16 protein-coding genes and 1 riboswitch are annotated in these 18,170 nt (G+C 66.7%); of the genes, 11 read left to right on the plus strand and 5 right to left on the minus strand.

What is annotated here, in order from left to right; genetic code table 11:
* Positions 1–7: 7 nt before the first annotated feature.
* Positions 8–409: a c-type cytochrome gene (locus tag AC5P57_RS18500; RefSeq protein WP_099551580.1), complete on the plus strand. Its 402-nt coding sequence runs from the start codon at positions 8–10 to the stop codon at positions 407–409.
* Here AC5P57_RS18500 and AC5P57_RS18505 read toward each other — a convergent pair.
* On the minus strand, positions 403–3,999 hold the full coding sequence (locus tag AC5P57_RS18505) for an ATP-binding protein (RefSeq protein WP_262235843.1): 3,597 nt from the start codon (positions 3,997–3,999) through the stop codon (positions 403–405). The two genes, AC5P57_RS18500 and AC5P57_RS18505, sit on opposite strands and share 7 nt — an antisense overlap.
* Before the next feature lie 75 nt (positions 4,000–4,074).
* Between AC5P57_RS18505 and AC5P57_RS18510 the strand changes: the two genes are divergently transcribed.
* The 7 genes from AC5P57_RS18510 (at position 4,075) to pnuC (ending at position 12,921) form a co-directional block, all read left to right on the plus strand.
* A complete protein-coding gene (locus AC5P57_RS18510; RefSeq protein WP_099551582.1) occupies positions 4,075–4,713 on the plus strand; it encodes a response regulator in 639 nt (212 codons plus the stop codon).
* 378 nt (positions 4,714–5,091) lie between these two features.
* Entirely contained in the window at positions 5,092–5,862 is a 771-nt protein-coding gene (locus AC5P57_RS18515) for a hypothetical protein (RefSeq protein WP_262235844.1), read from the plus strand.
* Positions 5,863–5,973: 111 nt separating this feature from the next.
* Positions 5,974–7,971, plus strand: coding sequence for a peptidoglycan-binding domain-containing protein (locus tag AC5P57_RS18520; protein ID WP_142807931.1), 1,998 nt, complete (start codon positions 5,974–5,976; stop codon positions 7,969–7,971).
* Between the two features lie 246 nt (positions 7,972–8,217).
* A complete protein-coding gene (locus AC5P57_RS18525) occupies positions 8,218–8,625 on the plus strand; it encodes a glycine zipper 2TM domain-containing protein (protein ID WP_262235846.1) in 408 nt (135 codons plus the stop codon).
* Between the two features lie 128 nt (positions 8,626–8,753).
* Positions 8,754–9,878 carry a phosphotransferase enzyme family protein gene (locus tag AC5P57_RS18530; RefSeq protein ID WP_262235847.1) on the plus strand — a complete coding sequence of 375 codons (1,125 nt, stop codon included), beginning with the start codon at positions 8,754–8,756 and terminating at the stop codon, positions 9,876–9,878.
* A 109-nt stretch (positions 9,879–9,987) separates the two neighbouring features.
* Positions 9,988–10,083, plus strand: a riboswitch (TPP riboswitch).
* A gap of 70 nt (positions 10,084–10,153) precedes the next feature.
* Positions 10,154–12,343 (plus strand): TonB-dependent siderophore receptor, encoded by a 2,190-nt coding sequence (locus AC5P57_RS18535; protein WP_262235848.1) that lies wholly within the window; start codon positions 10,154–10,156, stop codon positions 12,341–12,343.
* A gap of 8 nt (positions 12,344–12,351) precedes the next feature.
* Complete coding sequence (gene pnuC, locus AC5P57_RS18540; protein WP_262235849.1) at positions 12,352–12,921, plus strand: nicotinamide riboside transporter PnuC; 570 nt, start codon at positions 12,352–12,354, stop codon at positions 12,919–12,921.
* Between the two features lie 105 nt (positions 12,922–13,026).
* Here the strand turns inward: pnuC and AC5P57_RS18545 are convergent, their stop codons facing one another.
* From AC5P57_RS18545 to AC5P57_RS18560, 4 genes are all read right to left on the minus strand, one after another.
* Positions 13,027–13,443, minus strand: a complete 417-nt coding sequence (locus AC5P57_RS18545) for a hypothetical protein (RefSeq protein ID WP_099551588.1) — start codon at positions 13,441–13,443, stop codon at positions 13,027–13,029.
* A gap of 86 nt (positions 13,444–13,529) precedes the next feature.
* Entirely contained in the window at positions 13,530–14,504 is a 975-nt protein-coding gene (locus AC5P57_RS18550; RefSeq protein ID WP_099551589.1) for a Dyp-type peroxidase, read from the minus strand.
* A 114-nt stretch (positions 14,505–14,618) separates the two neighbouring features.
* Positions 14,619–14,942, minus strand: coding sequence for a hypothetical protein (locus tag AC5P57_RS18555; protein ID WP_134528812.1), 324 nt, complete (start codon positions 14,940–14,942; stop codon positions 14,619–14,621).
* A gap of 160 nt (positions 14,943–15,102) precedes the next feature.
* Positions 15,103–15,678, minus strand: a complete 576-nt coding sequence (locus tag AC5P57_RS18560) for an OmpO family porin (RefSeq protein ID WP_099551591.1) — start codon at positions 15,676–15,678, stop codon at positions 15,103–15,105.
* 206 nt (positions 15,679–15,884) lie between these two features.
* Here AC5P57_RS18560 and AC5P57_RS18565 point away from each other — a divergent pair, with 206 nt between their 5' ends.
* From AC5P57_RS18565 to AC5P57_RS18575, 3 genes are all read left to right on the plus strand, one after another.
* Positions 15,885–16,835, plus strand: a complete 951-nt coding sequence (locus AC5P57_RS18565) for a DUF2268 domain-containing putative Zn-dependent protease (RefSeq protein WP_262235946.1) — start codon at positions 15,885–15,887, stop codon at positions 16,833–16,835.
* A gap of 212 nt (positions 16,836–17,047) precedes the next feature.
* A complete protein-coding gene (locus AC5P57_RS18570; protein ID WP_012509703.1) occupies positions 17,048–17,320 on the plus strand; it encodes a hypothetical protein in 273 nt (90 codons plus the stop codon).
* A gap of 156 nt (positions 17,321–17,476) precedes the next feature.
* Positions 17,477–18,163, plus strand: a complete 687-nt coding sequence (locus tag AC5P57_RS18575) for a hypothetical protein (RefSeq protein WP_099551593.1) — start codon at positions 17,477–17,479, stop codon at positions 18,161–18,163.
* Positions 18,164–18,170: the final 7 nt, after the last annotated feature.

The raw sequence follows: 18,170 nt of genomic DNA on the forward strand, positions 1-18,170 counted from the left end.
CCCGCCCATGCGTGCATCACTCCCGCTCATCGCCGTTGCCGTGGCCCTGGTCGCCACGGCCTGCCAGCGTCCGCCTGCGGCACCGGCCACGCCGGAACAGGCGCACCAACAGGCCATGCAGCGCGCGTTCGAGTTGTGTGCCGGCTGCCACACCGTGCAAGCCGGGGGCATCCACCGCTTCGGGCCGAATCTGCACGGCGTGATCGGTCGTCGCGCCGGCAGCCTGCCCGACTACGGCTACTCCGATGGCATGCGCCGCGCCGACATCACCTGGACCGCGCAGACGCTGGATGCGTTCCTGCAGTCGCCCACCCACGTGGTGCCCGGCACGCGCATGTACAACGCCTTCCCCAGCGCCGAACGCCGCGCGCTGGTGATCGCCTACCTGCAGCAGCAGTCGGCTCAGTGAGCCAGGCGCTGCAGTTGTTGCTGCAGCCGCGCCACGAATGCCGCCACCGCGGCGAACAATGGCACCGGATCGGTCTCGGCCGCATCCTGCAGGCGCTCGACCAGTGCATTGGCCTGCCCGGCCAGTGCCGTCGCCCCCACTGCACCCAATCCGCCCGCCTGGCGATGCAGGTGCAGCGCGGCAGCCTCACGGTCGCCGGCCTGCAGCGCGCACTGCACAGCGGCCAGGTCACCTTCACTGGCCTGCAGCAGGCTGTCGCGCAACTGCTCGGCCACGGCCTGCGAACCGAAACGCTGTTGCAGCGTGGCCAGATCAGGCAGCATCGCGCCGGCGGCGGCGGACTCCGGCACCGGCTCCTCGAACGAATGCCCCTGCGCCTGCGGTAACCAGCGCAGCAATGCCGCGCGCAGAGTGGCCAATGACAACGGCTTGGCCAGCACCTCGTCCATCCCGGCTTCACGGCAGCGACGCGCATCGTCGTCCAGCACGCTGGCGGTCAGCGCCAGCACGGCCAGCCGCGGTTGCCCGGTGCGTCCCTCGCGCTCACGCAGAAGGCGGGTGAAGGCGAAACCATCCAGCACCGGCATCCGGCAATCGGTAATGACCAGATCGAAGGACTTTGATGCCAGATGATCCAGGCCCTGCTGGCCATCACCGACCAGCACATGCGGCACGCCCAACTGCTGCAGCCGCCAGGCCATCATCGCCTGGTTGGTCGGATGATCCTCGATCACCAGCACGCGCGCCTGCCGCAGCGCCAACGGCAGCAGGGCAGCCTGTGCCTGTTCGGCAACCAGCGCTTCAGCATCGGCAATGCCCGCTTCCACCAGCGATAGCCGCACCTCGGCACAGGTGCCCTCGCCCAGCGTGCTGTGCAGCTCCAGCTCGCCCTCCATCATCTGCACCAGGCGATGGCAGATGCTGAGGCCGAGGCCGGTACCACCGTGGTCACGCTGGATGTAAGCGCCGGCCTGGGTGAACGGCGCGAACAGGTGCTGCAATTCTTCCGGCGCGATACCCATGCCGGTATCGGTGACGCTCAGGCGAAGCGGCTGGCTACCGTCTTCGGCGGTCGGCCCCAGCACCTCCAGCTGCAGCCGCACTTCGCCGTGCACGGTGAACTTGATGGCGTTGCTGAGCAGGTTGAACACGATCTGGCGCAGGCGCACGCCATCCACTTCGTGCGCCGCCGCCAGCTGCGGGTCGATCTGCACCTGCAGGTCCAGTCCACGTGCACTGGCCTGCGCCGACAACAACCGGCACACGCTTTCCAGCAATGGCCGCAGCCGCTGCGGCACCGGTTCCAGGCGCAGCGCGCCGGCCTCCAGCCGCGAGTAGTCGAGGATGTCGTCGAGGATCTGCCGCAGCATCTGCGCCGCGTCCTCGATAACCCCGAGAATGCGCTGCTGCTCGGCATCCAGCGGCGAATGCGCCAGCACCTCCAGCATGCCCAGCACGCCACTCATCGGCGTGCGGATCTCATGGCTCATGGTGGCCAGGAAGCGGGATTTGGCCTCGGCCGCCTGCTCGGCCTCGGCCTTGGCTGCGGTCAGGGCATCCGCCTGTGCACGGGCCTCGCTGGCATCCACCCAGTAGCCACTCCAGGTCACTACACCGGCTTCGGCGGCATAGGGTTGCGCCTGGGTGCGCACCCAACGCGGGCCTGTTCCATTGCCGCGCAGGCGGAATTCCAGCATGAGCGGTGCGAACTGGTGCGCGGCCTGTTCGACCGCCTGCAGGATGCGCGCGCGATCGTCCTCTTCGACGCGTTCCAGCAATGTCCTGGCGTCCTGCTCGGCCTGCTGCCGGGTGATCCCGAACAGCGCCTGCAGGTCGCCGGCAATGAACGGGAAGCTGAGCGTGCCATCAACCTCGCGACGGGCCTGGTAGACCACGGCAGGCAGGTTGTCGGTCACTTCGGCCAGGCGCTGCTCCAGCTGGCGGCGCCCGGCCACCTCACGGCGCAGGCGCCAGTAGCCGATGCCATGCACCAGCAGCGCGGTCAGCAGCACCAGCAGCAGCGGTACACCCCAGCGCAGCGTGCGCTGCCAGTCGATGCCGTTGCGGTACTCCACCGCCAGCCAGTCGTCGCGCAGCGCTTCGCGCTCGCGTGGCGTCATCTGCAGCAGCAAGCGATCGAAGGTCGTGGCGAGCGCCGCATGCCGGCGCTCCACGGCCAGTGCCAGCTGGTCGTTGAAGCCCGCGGGCGCGGCAACCTGCAGGCGCCCCGGGAAGCTCGTGCGCAGCAGGTGGTCGACCAGCGCAAGATTACCCACGTAGGCGTCGGCCTCGCCATCGATCAGGCGTTGCATGGCCTGTTCGGCACTGCGCGCGGCGACGATCCTGGCCTGCGGCGCCTGCTGCAGCACATAGCCACGAACGCGCTCCGGATCGGACAGCAGTACACGCTTGTCCTGGAGGTCGGACAGACCCAGCAGGGCCGGGCTGTCGTGGCGGCTGATGATCACGTTCGGCACGCTGATGAAGGGTTGGCTGAACACCCAGTCCGGGCCCAGGTAATGCGAATCGACCGGAATACCCATCACCGCCTGCAGCTCGCCGCGACGCGCCTTCTCGCGCACCTCGTACCAGTCATGGCTGTTCTGCGCCTGCAGGTTGGCACCGGCCTGCATCAGCCGCCCCAGGTACTCGCTGGCCAGGCCGCTGGGCTTGCCATCCTCGTCGGCGAACGACAGTGGGGCGGCGTTCGGCGCGAAACCGATCTTCAACGGCTGTTCCAGAACCCGCTTCTCGGCCTGGCTCAGCGCCAGCTGTGCCGATGCCGACCACTGCGGCGGGGGCAGCCAGCGTTGTGCCAGTGCATCGCGCTGGGCCTGGCTGGTCGCGGCCAGCGCCAGGTCCAGCGCTTCGGCCAGCGGTTGCTTGCTGTTGGGAACGCCGAAGTGCAGCCGTTCGGGGGGCAGGTCGCTCGGACGCAGCAGGACGACACCCTGCAGGTGCTGGCGAGCGATCAGTTCGGTGGCAACGTAGGCATTGCCTATGTAGACATCAGCTTTGTCGTCTCTGACCATCTGCAGCGCTGCCAACGAGCTGTTTGCGACAAGCTGCACCGCACGTGGGAAACGTGCCCGCACCTGCGGGCCGGTCAGGAAATCCTGCTCGATGACCACCCGCAATCCGTCCAGGTCGGGCATGTTCGAAGCACGCAGATCGCCTGGCCTCCCCACCAGCGCCAACGGCGCCTCGCCATAGGCAGCGGTGTAGACCATGCACCGGGTGCGGTCGGCGCTGAGACCGACATTCATTACCACGTCGATCTCGCCACGACAGGCCGCATCCAGTACGGAAGTCCAGTCGGCATATCGCCGGGCCTCGACCTTCACGCCCAACTGACGGGCAAGAAGCGACAGATAATCCGGCCCCAGGCCAACCTGCTGGCCATCACGGAGGGACTCGAACGGCGGCCAGCCGCTGTCATACTGGCCCACGACGATGCTTGGATGGGCGGCGAGGTACTCGCGCTGCAGGGGACTGAGCGGCAACAGCCCAGGCACCGCCTGTGCCAGCGCCACCGGCAGCACCAGTGCGGCCAGCAGCAGGACCAGCCCGCGAACAGCCCAGCTACGCATCGGCGTCGATCTCCTAGAATCCTGCCAGGGTCCGCGATGGTCGCGGTCCGGCCTGCCCGGTGGTCATACTAGAGCATGAGCTTGCGCATCATCATCGCAGACGACCACCCGGTGGTCCGTATCGGTACCCGCGCCGTCATCGAATCGAGCGGGGTCGGTCGTGTGGTCGGTGAAGCCGACAGCGCGCAGGCGCTGATGGCCCTGCTCGGCAGCCACCCCTGCGACCTGCTGGTGACCGACTATTCCATGCCGGGCAGCCCACAGGCAGACGGCTTCGCCATGATCGGCATGATCCGCCGCCGCTACCCCGACCTGCCGGTGCTGATGCTCAGCGTCTCCAACAACCTGGCGATCCTGCGCATGGTGCTCGACAGCGGTGTGCTCGGTCTGGTCGACAAGAGCTCGTCGATGGACGAACTGCCGCAGGCCATCCAGGCGGTCTACCGGGGCCAGCCCTACATCAGCCGCAGCCTGCGTGAGCGGGTCGAGGCTGCGGGCAGCTGGCGCATGCGCGAGGGCGACGGCAAGCCGTTGTCGCCACGCGAGGTGGAAGTGCTACGGCTGCTCGGCACCGGCATGACGGTGAAGGAGATCTCGCTGCAGCTGCACAAGAGCGTCAGCACCATCAGCCGGCAGAAGGGCGACGCCATGCTCAAGCTGGGCCTGAAGGGCGACGCCGAGCTGTTCGACTACCTGCGCGACGGCAAGATCTGAGAACCAGATCACACTGCAAGGGCATCTGTCACCGCCCTCTTTGACCGGCCGCCGTTCTGTGCCAAGATGACCCGGCATGGGTTTTCAATGCGAGGTCGAAGGAATCGGCCGGCTCATGTCCTCGCTCCCGTCCCTGGTGGATGGGGTGCGGTTTCCTGCCGGCCGTCTGGCCCGGCAACGCTGACCATGGAGAGGCGCATGCATCACCCCCCCGAGCTACGTTGGACCCTGCCGTTGCGGCCCCTGCGCGCATTCGCGGCGTGCCTGCTCGTCTCTCTTTCCGCTGCGGCCTGCAGCGCCGCCGATCCGGCCCCCTCGTCCTCCCAGCCTGGTGCCCCCGTGCAGGCTGCCGATGCGCCCCGACAGGATGTTGCCCCGATGCAGAACACCTCTCCCGACACCGCGGTCACCCCGCCCGACGCGCCGACCGTGATGTATTTCACCTACCAGGTGGACGGTGATGGCGCGACCTCCTACGAGGTCCAGAACGGCAGTGTGGCGACCTTCTGGTTCGGCCACACCTTCACCCTCGACGGCACCACGTATTACACGGGTTTCTCCTGGGATACCCGCGAGCACTACGGCAAGCCGGGCGAGCAGTCGCCAGCCGGCCCGGATGACCGCGCCAATCTCGCCGAGGCCACCTTCGTGCTGGCCGGCAGCGATGCGAACAAGCCCTGGAAGTTCCGTGGCCAGGAATGGACCATCGGCGCACTGGGCGCCTATGACAAGGCCGACGATGTGGATACCCGGCGCAAGCCGCTTGAACATCGCACCGCAGACGGCCGCCTGCTGCTGGCGGTGCCGACCAGCAGCTTCGACCGCGGCATCAGCAGCACCGGCTATGCACTGCTGCTGTTCAACCCCAAGCGCAGCGAAGACGACGTGGACAGCAAGGTCTGGCGCTATGTCGGTTCGGTGCGCACCGGCGAGGACAACAGCACCGCCTGCGACGAGGGCAACGTGATGCCCTGCACCGACAGCGATGGCGAACTGGCGTTCGCTGCCGACGGCAATGGCCTGCCGCGACTGACCGTGACCTTCAAGGGCACCACCATCGACGCCCCGGGCAAGACCCGTGCGCTGGCTGCCAGCGATGCCGTGCACTACACCTTCGACAGCGCGACCCAGCAGTACATCGCGCCCTGATAGCACCCGCCACACGCGGGTTCCCTGTTGACCGACATGTTCTTGACTCATGGATGAGTCCGGTTGGCGATTCGCGGCACGCGCCGCTCCATCAACCCCGAGGAAGACGTCATGGCACAGCATGACTACAGCAGAAAGGAAGTCCTGGACATCGTCGAGCAGGTCGCCCGGCACAAGGGCATTCCGGTCGATGACTTCATGCGCTTCGCGCACATCGAGACCGGCGGCACCTTCAACGAGCGTGCCCACAACACCTCGTCCGGCGCCAAGGGCCTGTTCCAGTTCGTGCCCGGCTCCGCGCGCCAGTATCACCTGACCGGCCACGAGTTCGACCCGACCCGCAACACCGAAGCGGCCGCACAGATGTACCAGGACAACCTGGACTCGATGGCACGCCGCAACGAACGCACCGGCCACCCGTACCTGTCCGGCGGCAGTACGCCGACCGGCCTGGACCTGTACCTGGCCCACCAGCAGGGCAGCGCCGGCTATGGTTCGGTGCAGACCGCGATCGCCACCGGCACCTTCGGCGTGGTCCGCAACGGCCATGGTGAAGAGATCAACATGCGCCGCAACGTACTCAACCAGATCGGCTCCGATGCCAAAGCGCTCACCGGCCACACTCTGGCCGAGATGCGTGGCATGAACGATGGCGACCTGGCGCGCACCTTCTCCAGCTACTACATCCACAAGTACGCGGCGATCAGCATTCCGGAAAAGAACATCGCCCCGCAGACGGTGGCCCCAGGCCAGAGCCAGGGTCAGACCCCGGCAGCGCCGGTGCAGGCCAGCGCCGCCGTGGCAGCCGGTGCAGCCGCGCTGGCGGCGACCGCTTCGGCCGCCGCCGCGCCGAAGCCGGGCATCGAACTGCAGGCCGCCTACGAGGCCGGCGTGAAGTACGACCACGTCAAATACGCCATCAATATTCCGGGCCACGCGCTGCATGTGCCGGGCAAGAGCGGCAAGAACGTGGAACAGGGTTACATCGACTGTTCCGGTTGGGTCGGCACGCTGCAGAACCGGACCATGGATGAGATCAACCAGAAGGCCGGGCATGCGGTCTTCAGCAAGGCCGATCGCATCGACCTGGGCAACCTGGGTTCCGGTGGCATCGTGCGCAAGGCATTCGACCAGTCCGGCGTGCTGCTTGACCGCGACGCGATCCTGAAGCCCGATGCGCTGAAGGAAGGCATGATCATCGGCCTGGATACGGCCAAGACCCGCCACGAGCATTGGAACGGCATCGACCACATCGTGATGGTGGTGCGCGACCCCAACACCGACAAGTTGCTGATCAGCCAGTCCACCGGCAGCAAGGGCGTGCACACCATGCCCATCGAGGATTACCTCAAGCAGGTGAAGGACCACCCGAACTGGAAGCTGTACGCCTCCGACCCGCTGTCCAAGGCGCGCGACCTGCTGGAAAACCGCACCCAGTCGCATGAGCAGACCCAGGGCAAGCCGGCCGCCGAGCACAAGGCCGCTGCCACCCCGCACGCCGAACTGTACAAGCAGGGCGCGCACAGCGAGGGCGTGCGCACAGTGCAGGAGCAACTGGGCCACCTTGGCTACGTCGGTGCCGACGGCAAGCCGCTGATCGAGGATGGCCGCTTCGGCCGCAACACCGACGCGGCGGTGCGCCAGCTGCAGAAGGACAACGGCCTGGTGGCCGACGGCATTGTCGGGGCCAAGACGCTGGAGGCAATCAGGGAAGCCCGCGAGCGCCCGCTGCTGAACGACGAACGGCACCCGCGCAATCCGCTCTTCATCCAGGCAAGCAAGGGGCTGGAACTGATGCCGGCAGGCACCTTCAAGGATCGCCACGCGCTGGAAAGCGCCGCCGCGGCCCTGACCAAGGAGGCGCATGCCGCCGGCCTGCAGCGCATCGACACGGTGGTGCCGAGCCCGAACGGTGAGCGCCTGTTTGCCGTGCAGGGCACGATCGGCGACCCCGCCGCCAGCCGCGTGGCGGTGGAGACCCGTGCAGCCAGCGAGCAGAGCCTGGCGCTCAGCAGCGGTGCCGTGCAGGGCGCGCCGAACGTGCTGCATCAGCAGCAGGACGCCCAGCAGGAGCAGGCCCGGCAGGCACAGAAGGCCATGGGCGTCTGAGCCCGCGGCGCCTTGCAGACCAGGGAAGGGCCGCGCCATGCGCGGCCCTTTCCCTTTCTGCCAGCTGAGCGGCCGCGGCCGCTTTCAGCCTTGCTTCATGCCGCCTGCCGCTAGATGAATGCGCAAGCCGCACGGTGGGCCAGGCAATGTTCCGGCAATGTTGGAACGTCAGCGTGGTCTCCACGGCAGCCGGGGCGCCCGCGCCCTCCCTGCCCAGCGTGGCATGCACCCCACAGGAGAACGAACATGCTCAGTACTTCCACACTCAGCTTCCGTGGTCTGGCGATGACCCTGGCACTGGTGGCCGGTGTTGCCGTGGTCAGCGATGCCAGCGCGATGTCGAGGAAGGACAAGCGCACCCTGGTCGGTGCCGTGGTCGGTGGCGTGGCCGGCAACCTGCTCTCCAACGGTGATCCCGCTGCCACTGTCGGCGGTGCCGTGGCCGGCGGCGCGATCGGCAACCTGACCACGTCCGACCGCCGCGACCGTCGCTATTACGACAACCGTTACTACGACAACCGCTACGACCGCCGCTACGATCGTGGCTATTACCGCAGCGGCTACTACGACCGTGGCGACGACCGTCGCTGGCAGCGCCAGCGCTACTACGACAACCGCTACTACAACGACCGCGGCCGCCATCGCGGCTGGTAAGCGGCGCGACGGCATCATCGCAGCTGATGCAGGCACGGGCGGGTCGATGACCCGCCCGTTTGCGTTGGCCGCGCGCATGGCGTTGAATGCGCAGCCTTGGATGTGACTTTCCCCACTGGGGCTGCGGCATGACTTCTTCCTCCCACCGCGTGCAGGGCCTCAACAACGACGAGGTCGCTGCCGACTGGCCGCCGATCAGCGCGGCGGACATTGCGTGGCTGAGTGCGCGTTACCCGCAGCTGGACGAGCACAGCCATCCCTGCTGGCACAGCCCGCGACCGCTGTCGGCCGCCGCCATCGTCGACGGCGTGGACGGCGCGGTGTTCGTCAAGCGCCATCACCACAGCGTGCGCAGCGCGGCCTGCCTGGAAGAAGAGCACCGCTTCATCGCCCATCTCGCCGCAGAGGACGTACCGGTGGTGCAGGTGCTGCCGGCGACCGATGGCCGCACTGCGGTCGAACATGGCGAATGGACCTTCGAGCTGCATGCGATCGGCGTCGGCGAGGACCTGTACCGCGATGCCGTGTCGTGGTCGCTGCTGACCGACGTCGCGCAGGCCCGCGAGGCCGGGCGTGCACTCGCGCAGCTGCACCGTGCTGCGGCCAGCTACCACGCGCCCCAGCGCAGCACCCATGTGCTGGTCGCGCGCGACGATCTGATCCGTGCCGACGATCCGATCGCGGCCATCAAGGCAGGGCTGCACGAGCGCCCCGGGCTGGCCCGCTATCTCGCGCGCATTCCATGGGAAGCGCAGCTGCGGCGCGACGTGCTGCCGTGGCATGCCGGCCTGGCCCAGCGCCTGCGCGACGAGCCACGGTTGTGGGCGCACAACGACTGGCATGTCTCCAACCTGCTGTGGCGCGATGGGCAGATCAGTACCGTGCTGGATTTCGGCCTGGCCTCGCCCACCAGCGCGCTGTTCGACCTCGCCACGGCGATCGAGCGCAACGCGGTGGCGTGGCTGGAACTGGAGCACGGCATGGAGGCGGTGCGCATCGATATCGCGCTGGCCCTGCTCGACGGCTATCGCCAGGTGCTGCCGCTGTCGGCGGCACGCGTGCGCCTGCTGGCCGACCTGCTGCCGATGGTCCATTTCGACTTCGCACTGTCCGAAGTGGAGTACTTCGAAGGCGTCACCGGCTCGACCGCCAATGCCGACGTAGCGTGGCAGCCCTTCATGCTGGGGCATCCGGCATGGTTCCACAGCGCGCCGGGACAGGCACTGCTGCAGGCGCTGCACGCCGTAGCGTGACCCGGTTGGGACACCGTTGGGGTCAGATCCCTTTCCTGCGGAAAGGGATCTGACCTCGCAGCCTGAAGGGCACCGGCTCGCAAATCCGTACCATTTGTAGTGAAATGGTCACCTGAAGCGGGGGTGCCTGGATCTGCCAGGCTGAGAGAGTCCCTTGGAACCTGATCCGGTTTGCACCGGCGTAGGGAGCTTTGAGCCGCAGCCACACCCCCATCATGGGCCGGTGCACCTGCGCGCCGTCGCTTCGTCTCCCTTGTTGTCCGAAGACGAACCGAATGAACCGCTGCCTGCGCCCCACCCTGCTCTCCCTCGCCCTCTGCGCCGCGCTGCCGCTGCACGCCAGCGACGCCGAAGCGTCCCCCGATGCGGCTGCCACCGGCGCCGAACGCTCGCCGACCGAACTGGCAGCAGTGCGCGTGCAGGCCGGCAAACCGAAGGCCGATACCTCGCGCGTGAATGCCTTCGGTGGTGGTTCCTGGAAGGACACGCCGGCCTCGGTGAACGTGCTCGAGCGTGACTACCTCGACCGCCGCCAGGTGCGTTCGCTGTCCGAGCTGGCCAGCAACGATGCCTCACTGGGCGATGCCTACGCGCCGGTGGGCTACTACCAGAACATCGCCATCCGTGGCTTCGCCCTGGACGCCGCCACCGGCTACCGCTTCAACGGCCTGTCCATCGCCGGCGAACAGCGCCTGGCGCTGGAGAATGTGCAGTCGGTGGAAATCCTCAAGGGCGAAGCCGGCCTGGCCGCAGGCGTGATGGCACCGGGCGGCATCATCAACTACATCGGCAAGCGCCCGGCCGAGGTACGCACTGCCACGCTCGGCACCGATTCGGAAGGCTCGCGCTACGTCGCCGTCGATGTCGGCCACTGGATCACCCCGCGTTTCGGCCTGCGCCTGAATGCCGCGTGGGATTCCAGCAACTCCTATGTCGAGCACGCCGATGGCCGCCGCAATTTCTACTCGTTGGCCGCCGACTGGCTGATCGGCGAGCGCGGCAAGCTGGAAGTGGATGCCAACTACCAGACCAGCTCGCAGCGTTCGGTGTCGGGTTACCAGCTGCTGGGCGCGCGCGACCTGCCGCGCGGCGTCGACCGCGAGCACCTGCTCGGCTACCAGCCGTGGCAGCGCCCGGTGGATATCGCCAGCACCAACATCACCGCCCTGCACACCTATGATTTCAACGACGCCTGGCAGTCGCGCGTGTCGGTGGGCCACAGCCGGTCGGTGATCGATGACAACGTCGCCTTCGCCTATGGCTGCTACTACGCCACGCAGTGCGCCGATGGCAGCGTGCCGGGCAACTACTTCGCGCCCAATGGCGACTACGACGTCTACGACTACCGCAGCCCGGACGACACCCGCCGCAACCAGCAGGCGCGTGCCGAACTGCGTGGCCGCTTCGAGACCGGCAACGTCGGCCATGAGCTGACCCTCGGTGCCGACTACTTCCGCCGCACCGTGGACAAGCGCCCGAGCGTCAACGAGTACGTCGGCACCAGCAACATCCACGACGCACCGGTGCAGGTGTTCGTGCCGTCGCCGAAGATGCCGGGGCCGTCCGCACGGCGCCTGGACAGCCGCCAGACCGCGTTCTTCGCGCTGGACCGGATGAGCTTCGGCGACGACTGGCAGTGGCTGGCCGGCGGCCGCTTCGTGCGCCTGGACGAGCGCGCCTACGACAAGCGCGGCACCCCGCAGCGCCACAGCCGTCTGTCGCGCTTCCTGCCGCAGACCGCCGTGGTGTGGAAGGCCACCGACCAGCTCAACGCCTATGCCAGCTACGTGCGCGGCATTTCGCTGGGCCAGGAAGCGCCGTTCTGGACCAGCAACGCCGATACCTTCCTGCCATCGGTGCAGTCCCGGCAGCTGGAAGTGGGCGTGAAGTACGTGCCGGTCGAAGCACTGACGCTGAGCGCGGCGGTGTTCCGCATTTCGCAGCCGTACCAGTACGCCAAGCCCGACAACAGCGACGTCGGCTACACCTTCGTTGAGGAAGGCACGCAGACCCACACCGGCCTGGAGCTGACCGCCAACGGCCAGCTGACCGATGCGCTGCAGATCGTGGCCAGCGCCAGCGTGCTGCAGGCGCGCGCGCGCGACACCGGCACACCGGCCTATGAAGGCCATCAACTGGTGAACGTGCCGAAGGTGCGCGCCAGCGTGCACGTGGCCTATGCGCTGCCGTTCGTGCAGGGCCTGGATGTGACCGGTGGCTGGCGCTATGCCGGTGCCAACGTGGCCCGCGCCGACGGTGGCGTGCGCGCGCCCGACTACTCGGTGTTCGACGCGGGCCTGCGTTTCCAGCATCGCCTGCACGAGCGCGCGGTGACCTGGAACCTGTCGGTGGACAACGTGTTCAACCGCTTCTACTGGCGCGATACCGGCAGCAGCGGCGGTGACTACTACCTGTTCCCCGGCGCACCGCGACAGGCCCGCCTGTCGGTGACGTTCGCGCTGTGAGCGGCGTGATGCTGGAGTGGACCGCCGCGCTGTGCAGCATCCTCGGCGTTTGGCTGATGGCCAAGCGCCGGCTGGTGGCGTGGCCGGTCGGCCTGCTGTCGGTGACGCTGTATGGCGTGGTGTTCGCCGAGGCCAAGCTGTACTCGGACACCCTGCTGCAGGTCGCCTTCGGTGGCTTCCTGGTCTATGGCTGGCTCAACTGGCGCCAGCATGCTGCCGATGAAGGCAGCATCCGCATCGTGCCGTTGGCGCGCGGCAAGCTGCTGCGCGACCTGGCCATCGGCCTGTGCGGTGGCGTGGCGTTGGGAGCCGGCATGCACACCTTCACCGACGCTGCGCTGCCGTGGCTGGACGCGATGCTGACCGCACTGAGCCTGGTTGGCCAGTGGTGGCAGGCACGCCGCCACGTGGCCTGCTGGTGGGTGTGGATCGCGGTGGACGTGGTCTACGTCGGCGCCTACCTGTTCAAGTCGCTGCACGTGACCGCCGCGCTGTACGTGTTCTTCCTCGGCCTGGCCGTGTTCGGCCTGCGCGCATGGAGCGCCGCCGCGCGCGAGCCGCAGGTGGCAACGCAGTAGAGCCACGCCATGCGTGGCTGAGGAACACCGGTAGTCGCCAACCGTGGTTGGCGCGCGCCTGCCGACCACGGTCGGTTACCAGGCACATCCACGCATGGCGTGGATCTACTGGGTAAGCAGCAGGCCCAGCCGCAGCGGCTGCCGCATGTCGGCCGGTGGGGCCGCCTGCAACGGCGCGGCCTGCAGCGTCGCGCGCAGGTCGGCGTCGACCTGGGCATCACCCAGGCTGTCGAATTCCAGCTTCGAAATGCGACCATCCGCCGCGATCCACACGCTCACCGGCAACGGCGTCGGTGCATCCGGATGTGCCTGCAGCCATTCCAGCACGCGCTGCGCCTGCGGATCCTGTTCCTGCTGCAGGCGCTGCTGCAGCTGGCCACCCACGGCGGCGGCGTAGGCCATCCAGTGCGCAGGGGCATCCTGCGCGGAAACGCTGGCACTCCCCAGTGCCAACGCGCCGAACAACGCGGCCAGTGGCCGCCACCAGCGCCGCACGCCGGTCCCGTTCCCAGTCTTGGCCATCGCCTGCCTCCTGCACTCCCATCCAGCGCGCCATGGTCGGCGCCATAGATGACAGGCAGATGGCGGGCCGTGATGGCCCGGCGCGATCAATCGCCCAGGTCGGCCAGCGCCTTGCGCGAGGGCGCGAAGAAGGTCACGCCGGTGGTGGCGGTGGAGAAGTCCAGGATGCGGTCGTGCAGCGGCGCGGGATTGCCGATGAACATGCGCTCGAGCATCTTCTCGATCACCCACAGGCGGCGGGTGTAACCAATGAAGTAGGTGCCGTACTCGCCACGGCCCGGGTTGGCGAACGGCATGTTGTCGCGCAGGATCTCGTGTTCGCCGTCGGCGTCTTCAATGGTGCACAGGGTCTTGTGCGACTTCTGCGCATCGGCCGGCGCATCGTCCAGCTCGATGTTGTCGTGCTTGGTGCGGCCGATGATCGCTTCCTGCGCTTCGGTCTTCTGTGCGCGCCACGCATCAAGATTGTGCAGGTACTTCTGCACCACCACGTAGCTGCCACCGGCATGCTCCGGGTCTTCCTCGCCCACGATGGTGGCTTCCGGCAGCGACAGCCCTTCCGGGTTGGCGGTGCCGTCAACGAAATCGAGCAGGTCGCGGCCATCGAAGTAGCGGAAGCCGGCCACGTCATCGACCGTTTCCACCGCATCGCCAAAGGCCATCAGCAGGTTGCGCTCGAACGCCACGATCAGATCCATCGTGCGTGCACGGACGTGGTACAGCAGGTCACCGGGTGTGGACACGGCCGTGTGGGTCGCACCCTTGATCTCGCGGAACGGCTTCAGCTCGCGCGGCGGCGTGGTGCCGACCAGCGGCTGCCACACGCGGTGGCCAATGGCCACGTTGCAGGTAAAGGTGCGCTCGATCTCGCGGATGGCGGTGTTCTTGATCAGATCATCGGTGCTGGCCAGCACCTCGCGTGCCTTGGCGATCGACGCCTCGTCATCCTTCACCTTCAGCACCAGGAATGCCGCCGAATGGGTGAGCGGCGCAGTGATCTGCTGCGGCTCGTTGTCGAGCGTGTGATTGAGGGCGGTGATCGGTGCGGGCTGGGAGTTCACGGCGGTTCCTGCTGGCTTGAGGCGGGCGCATCGCGTGGCGATGTGCGGGCGATCATAGCCGAACCACCCGCGCGCGGCCGGAGCGGTTCTCGTTCCGCCGCCAGCAGCGCCGCACTACGCCCGGGTCAACTGGAACTGCTGCGTGCCCGTCCAGGCGATGCGCAGGTACGCGCCTTCCAGCAGGCCGCGCTCGCGCAGCCAAGCGAACACCTCGCCCGGGCACCACTCGCGCCCTGCCGAGAAGGCCACGCCCAGATCGCGCAATGCGACGAACATGCGGGCCTTGGCGGCATCGTCGGCGACAGAGGCATGCAGGATCGGCGGCACGCCCTGAAAACCAAGCGCACCCAGCGCCGGCTGCGCGGCGGTATCCACAAACACCACCTGCACGGTGTTGCCATCGGCCTGCTGCACGTATGCGCAAAGGGAGGTCTGCATGCGGAATCTGCTATCCGGTGGGCTGACAGTATGCCCGCGCATTACCGATGCCTCAGGGGTCCCGGAAAAAGTGAAGCCCGGCGCGAGGCCGGGCTTCGGTTGGCGTGTGGGAGAGAGAGAGTCACACGCCAGCACAACACGCACTAACGACAGGCGTTTGTTACCAGGTGAAGCGCGGGCCCACGAACCACTCGCGGTCGCCAGCCTTGGCCAGCTTCACTTCGCCACTCAGGCCCCAGTTCTGGTTGAACTTGGCGGTGGCGCCGACACGGCCATAGAACTCGCCGTCCGGGTTGATGCCGTGCTTCTTGGTGTAGTCCTCGTAGCCGGCCATCACGTAGCCTTCCACGTACGGGTTGAACGCGGTGCGCACGCCAACCTCGGTGGAGTAGCCGTTGAAGTCCAGGCCATGCTTCATGTCGTACTTCTGGTACGCAACGCGAGCCACCAGGTCGGTGTTCGGTGCGATGCCGTAGTTGTAGCCGGCGCCGATGCGCCACTGGTCGACGTCATTCTTGAACTTGTCGGTCTCCTGCGCGCTGTAGTCGCCGAAGATGTGGAAGTTCGGGTGCACCGCCACGGAACCCTTCACCTTCCAGCCATCGGCGTCGCCGCCCTTGGCATCGGTGTTCACGTAGCCGCCTTCAACGTAGTTGTACGACAGGCCATCGGTTGCCGATGCAGCGAACGGCAGAGCAGCCAGAAGACCCAGGGCAAGCAGCGAATTCTTGTTCATCGGGACACACCTTTAATTATTTTGGTTTCGTCGACCGCCTCCCGGGAGGGGGAGAGAGAGGAGGCGGTCGACAGGTGTGAATTATCCGTTAGGGGGTCTAATCAACCCTGAATATTGAACTGACTGGTGTATAAATAAGGCTGGCGTTCAGGGAACTCCGCATGGCATTGCTGTCGGCTTCTAACGCTCACCACGCTCGATGCCTGATGCGGGCACTGATCCTGATCGCCTCGCCGGTCGCGCTGCTGCAGGCACAGGCAGCTGATCACGTCGTTGCTGCCGGGCACATCGTCGTACAGACAGACGATGTCACGCGCTTCTTCAAGGTGTTGGACGCCAACCACGGGCGCCCAAGCGCCGATGATCTGCAACACGGCTATCTGGATGCGGGTACGGATGCCCTGCGCAGCTTCACCGACAGCCGTATCGGCTCGATGGAGCGGCTGGCCAGGGCCATCCAGGACAAGCCGGCATTGTTTGCGAAAGCGAGAACCTGCGCGAGAGCATTGCCATCGATCCGCACGCGCGTCGCCGCTGCCGTCGATCAACTGGGCGCCCTGTTGCCATCTGCGCGCTTTCCCCCGGTCACCGTACTGGTGGGCCGCGGCAACAGTGGTGGCGTGACCACCGAAGCAGGTGTGGTCATCGGACTGGAAGCGCTGTGCAACGCCGACTGGATGCAGGCCGATGTAAGTGACCGCTTCGTGCACCTGATCGCCCATGAGTACGTGCACGTGCAACAGCCCGGTGCACGTGTGGACGTCGAGCAGCCCACCCTGCTCTATCAGACGCTGCTGGAAGGCGGTGCCGAATACGTGGCCGAACGGATCTCCGGGCAACCGGCCAACGCACATCTGCAGCGTTGGACGCAGGGTCGCGAGTGTGCGCTGGAGCGCGCCTTCCTGCAGGACAGCATGGGTACCGATCTTTCGAGGTGGCTGTACAACGGCCCCGGCGACGACGCGCGCCGCGGAGATCTCGGCTACTGGATCGGCTACCGCATCGCCCATGCCTATGTTGCGCGCGCGCCCGACACGCGCAACGCCATCGCCGAACTGCTGGATGTCCAGCCTGGAAACGCTGCAGCGCTGTTGGAAGCAAGTGGATGGCAACCTGCGTGCGGAGCAGGCGAAAGCACGCAGACGCGCATGCCGTGATGCCGGCTTCATGCAGGTGAATGGGTGATGTTTAACAGGCACAAGGCGATACGCCGATGCAGATCAGCTCGCTTGATCCCGCTTGTTAAGGTTTGTTGATTTGCAGGCCTTCACAGCCCATCCACGTACTCAAATTCCAGCTGAAAGCGCTTGGTAGCGCCGGGAACAAACGCCGCTATATTCCAGCTTCCCCAGACGAAGGAGGGAGTGGAATGAAACTGACCTCGCAACACATGAAGATGGCCCGTGCACTCAGCGTGGCGCTCATCGCCACCGTGAGCCTTGGCGCTTGCGCCTCTTACAAGAACGAGTTTGCAACGATCAACTCGCGTCTCGACCAGCTCGATGTAAAGGTGCAGGGCGCCGCCCAGAGTGCCGAGTCCGCCAACCAGTCGGCGCAGCAGGCCAACCAGCGTCTGGACCAGATCGAAGGCCGCGTGCAGCAGCTTGAAAGGGCACCTGCCGGCCGCAAGCCGCGCGGTTAATCGCTCCCTCACCGATTGAATTGATCCACCTCTGTATCGGGAACCAGTGGCCTTCACCGGCCACTGGCATCCTTCCACCAAGATTGCATTGCAAGGAGCCGTCCCATTCGCACTTCCTCCTCCCCTGCACGCCGCGCCCTCCATGCCGCACTGGCCATGGCACTGGTCGTTGCGTGCAGCGGCGTAGCCAATGCCAGGGACAAGGACGCACCTGCACCTCCGGTGGCCGCAGTCGATGAACTTCCCGCTGACCAGGGCGTCTCCGAGACAGTGATCGAGCTGGCCGGCTGGGTGGTCGCCAGCAAGGACAACCAGGGTTATCCGTTCGCGATCATGGACAAGGCGGCCGCGCAGGTACTGGTCTTCGGTGGAGACGGCAAGCTGCGTGGCGCGGCACCGGCGCTGTTCGGTTCGGCCATCGGCGATCACTCGGCGCCCGGCGTTGCCAAGCTCGCGCTGAGTGCGATTCCAGGCCATGACCGCACCACCCCGGCGGGCCGTTTCATTGGTGGCTACGGCCCCTCCGACGATGCCGGTCGCGTGCTGTGGGTGGACTACGATTCCGCCGTCTCGATGCACCCGCTTCCGCCAGGCACCCCGAAAGAGAAGCGCGCCGAACGGCTGGCATCACCTTCGCCGGACGACAACCGCGTTACGCACGGCTGCATCAACGTCACACCTGCGTTCTACGAGCAGATCGTGCAGTCCACGTTCGAGAAGGGTGGTGTGTTCTACATCCTGCCGGACAAGGATTCGATCGCGAAGACGTTCCCGGAGTTCGCGCAGAGCCGTGGGGATGCAAAGGACGAAGACGAGAAAGGCGCGCGGCGCGCGAGCAAGTAATGGGCAA

It is taken from the genome of Stenotrophomonas sp. YJH_SMC_79, from assembly GCF_059367995.1.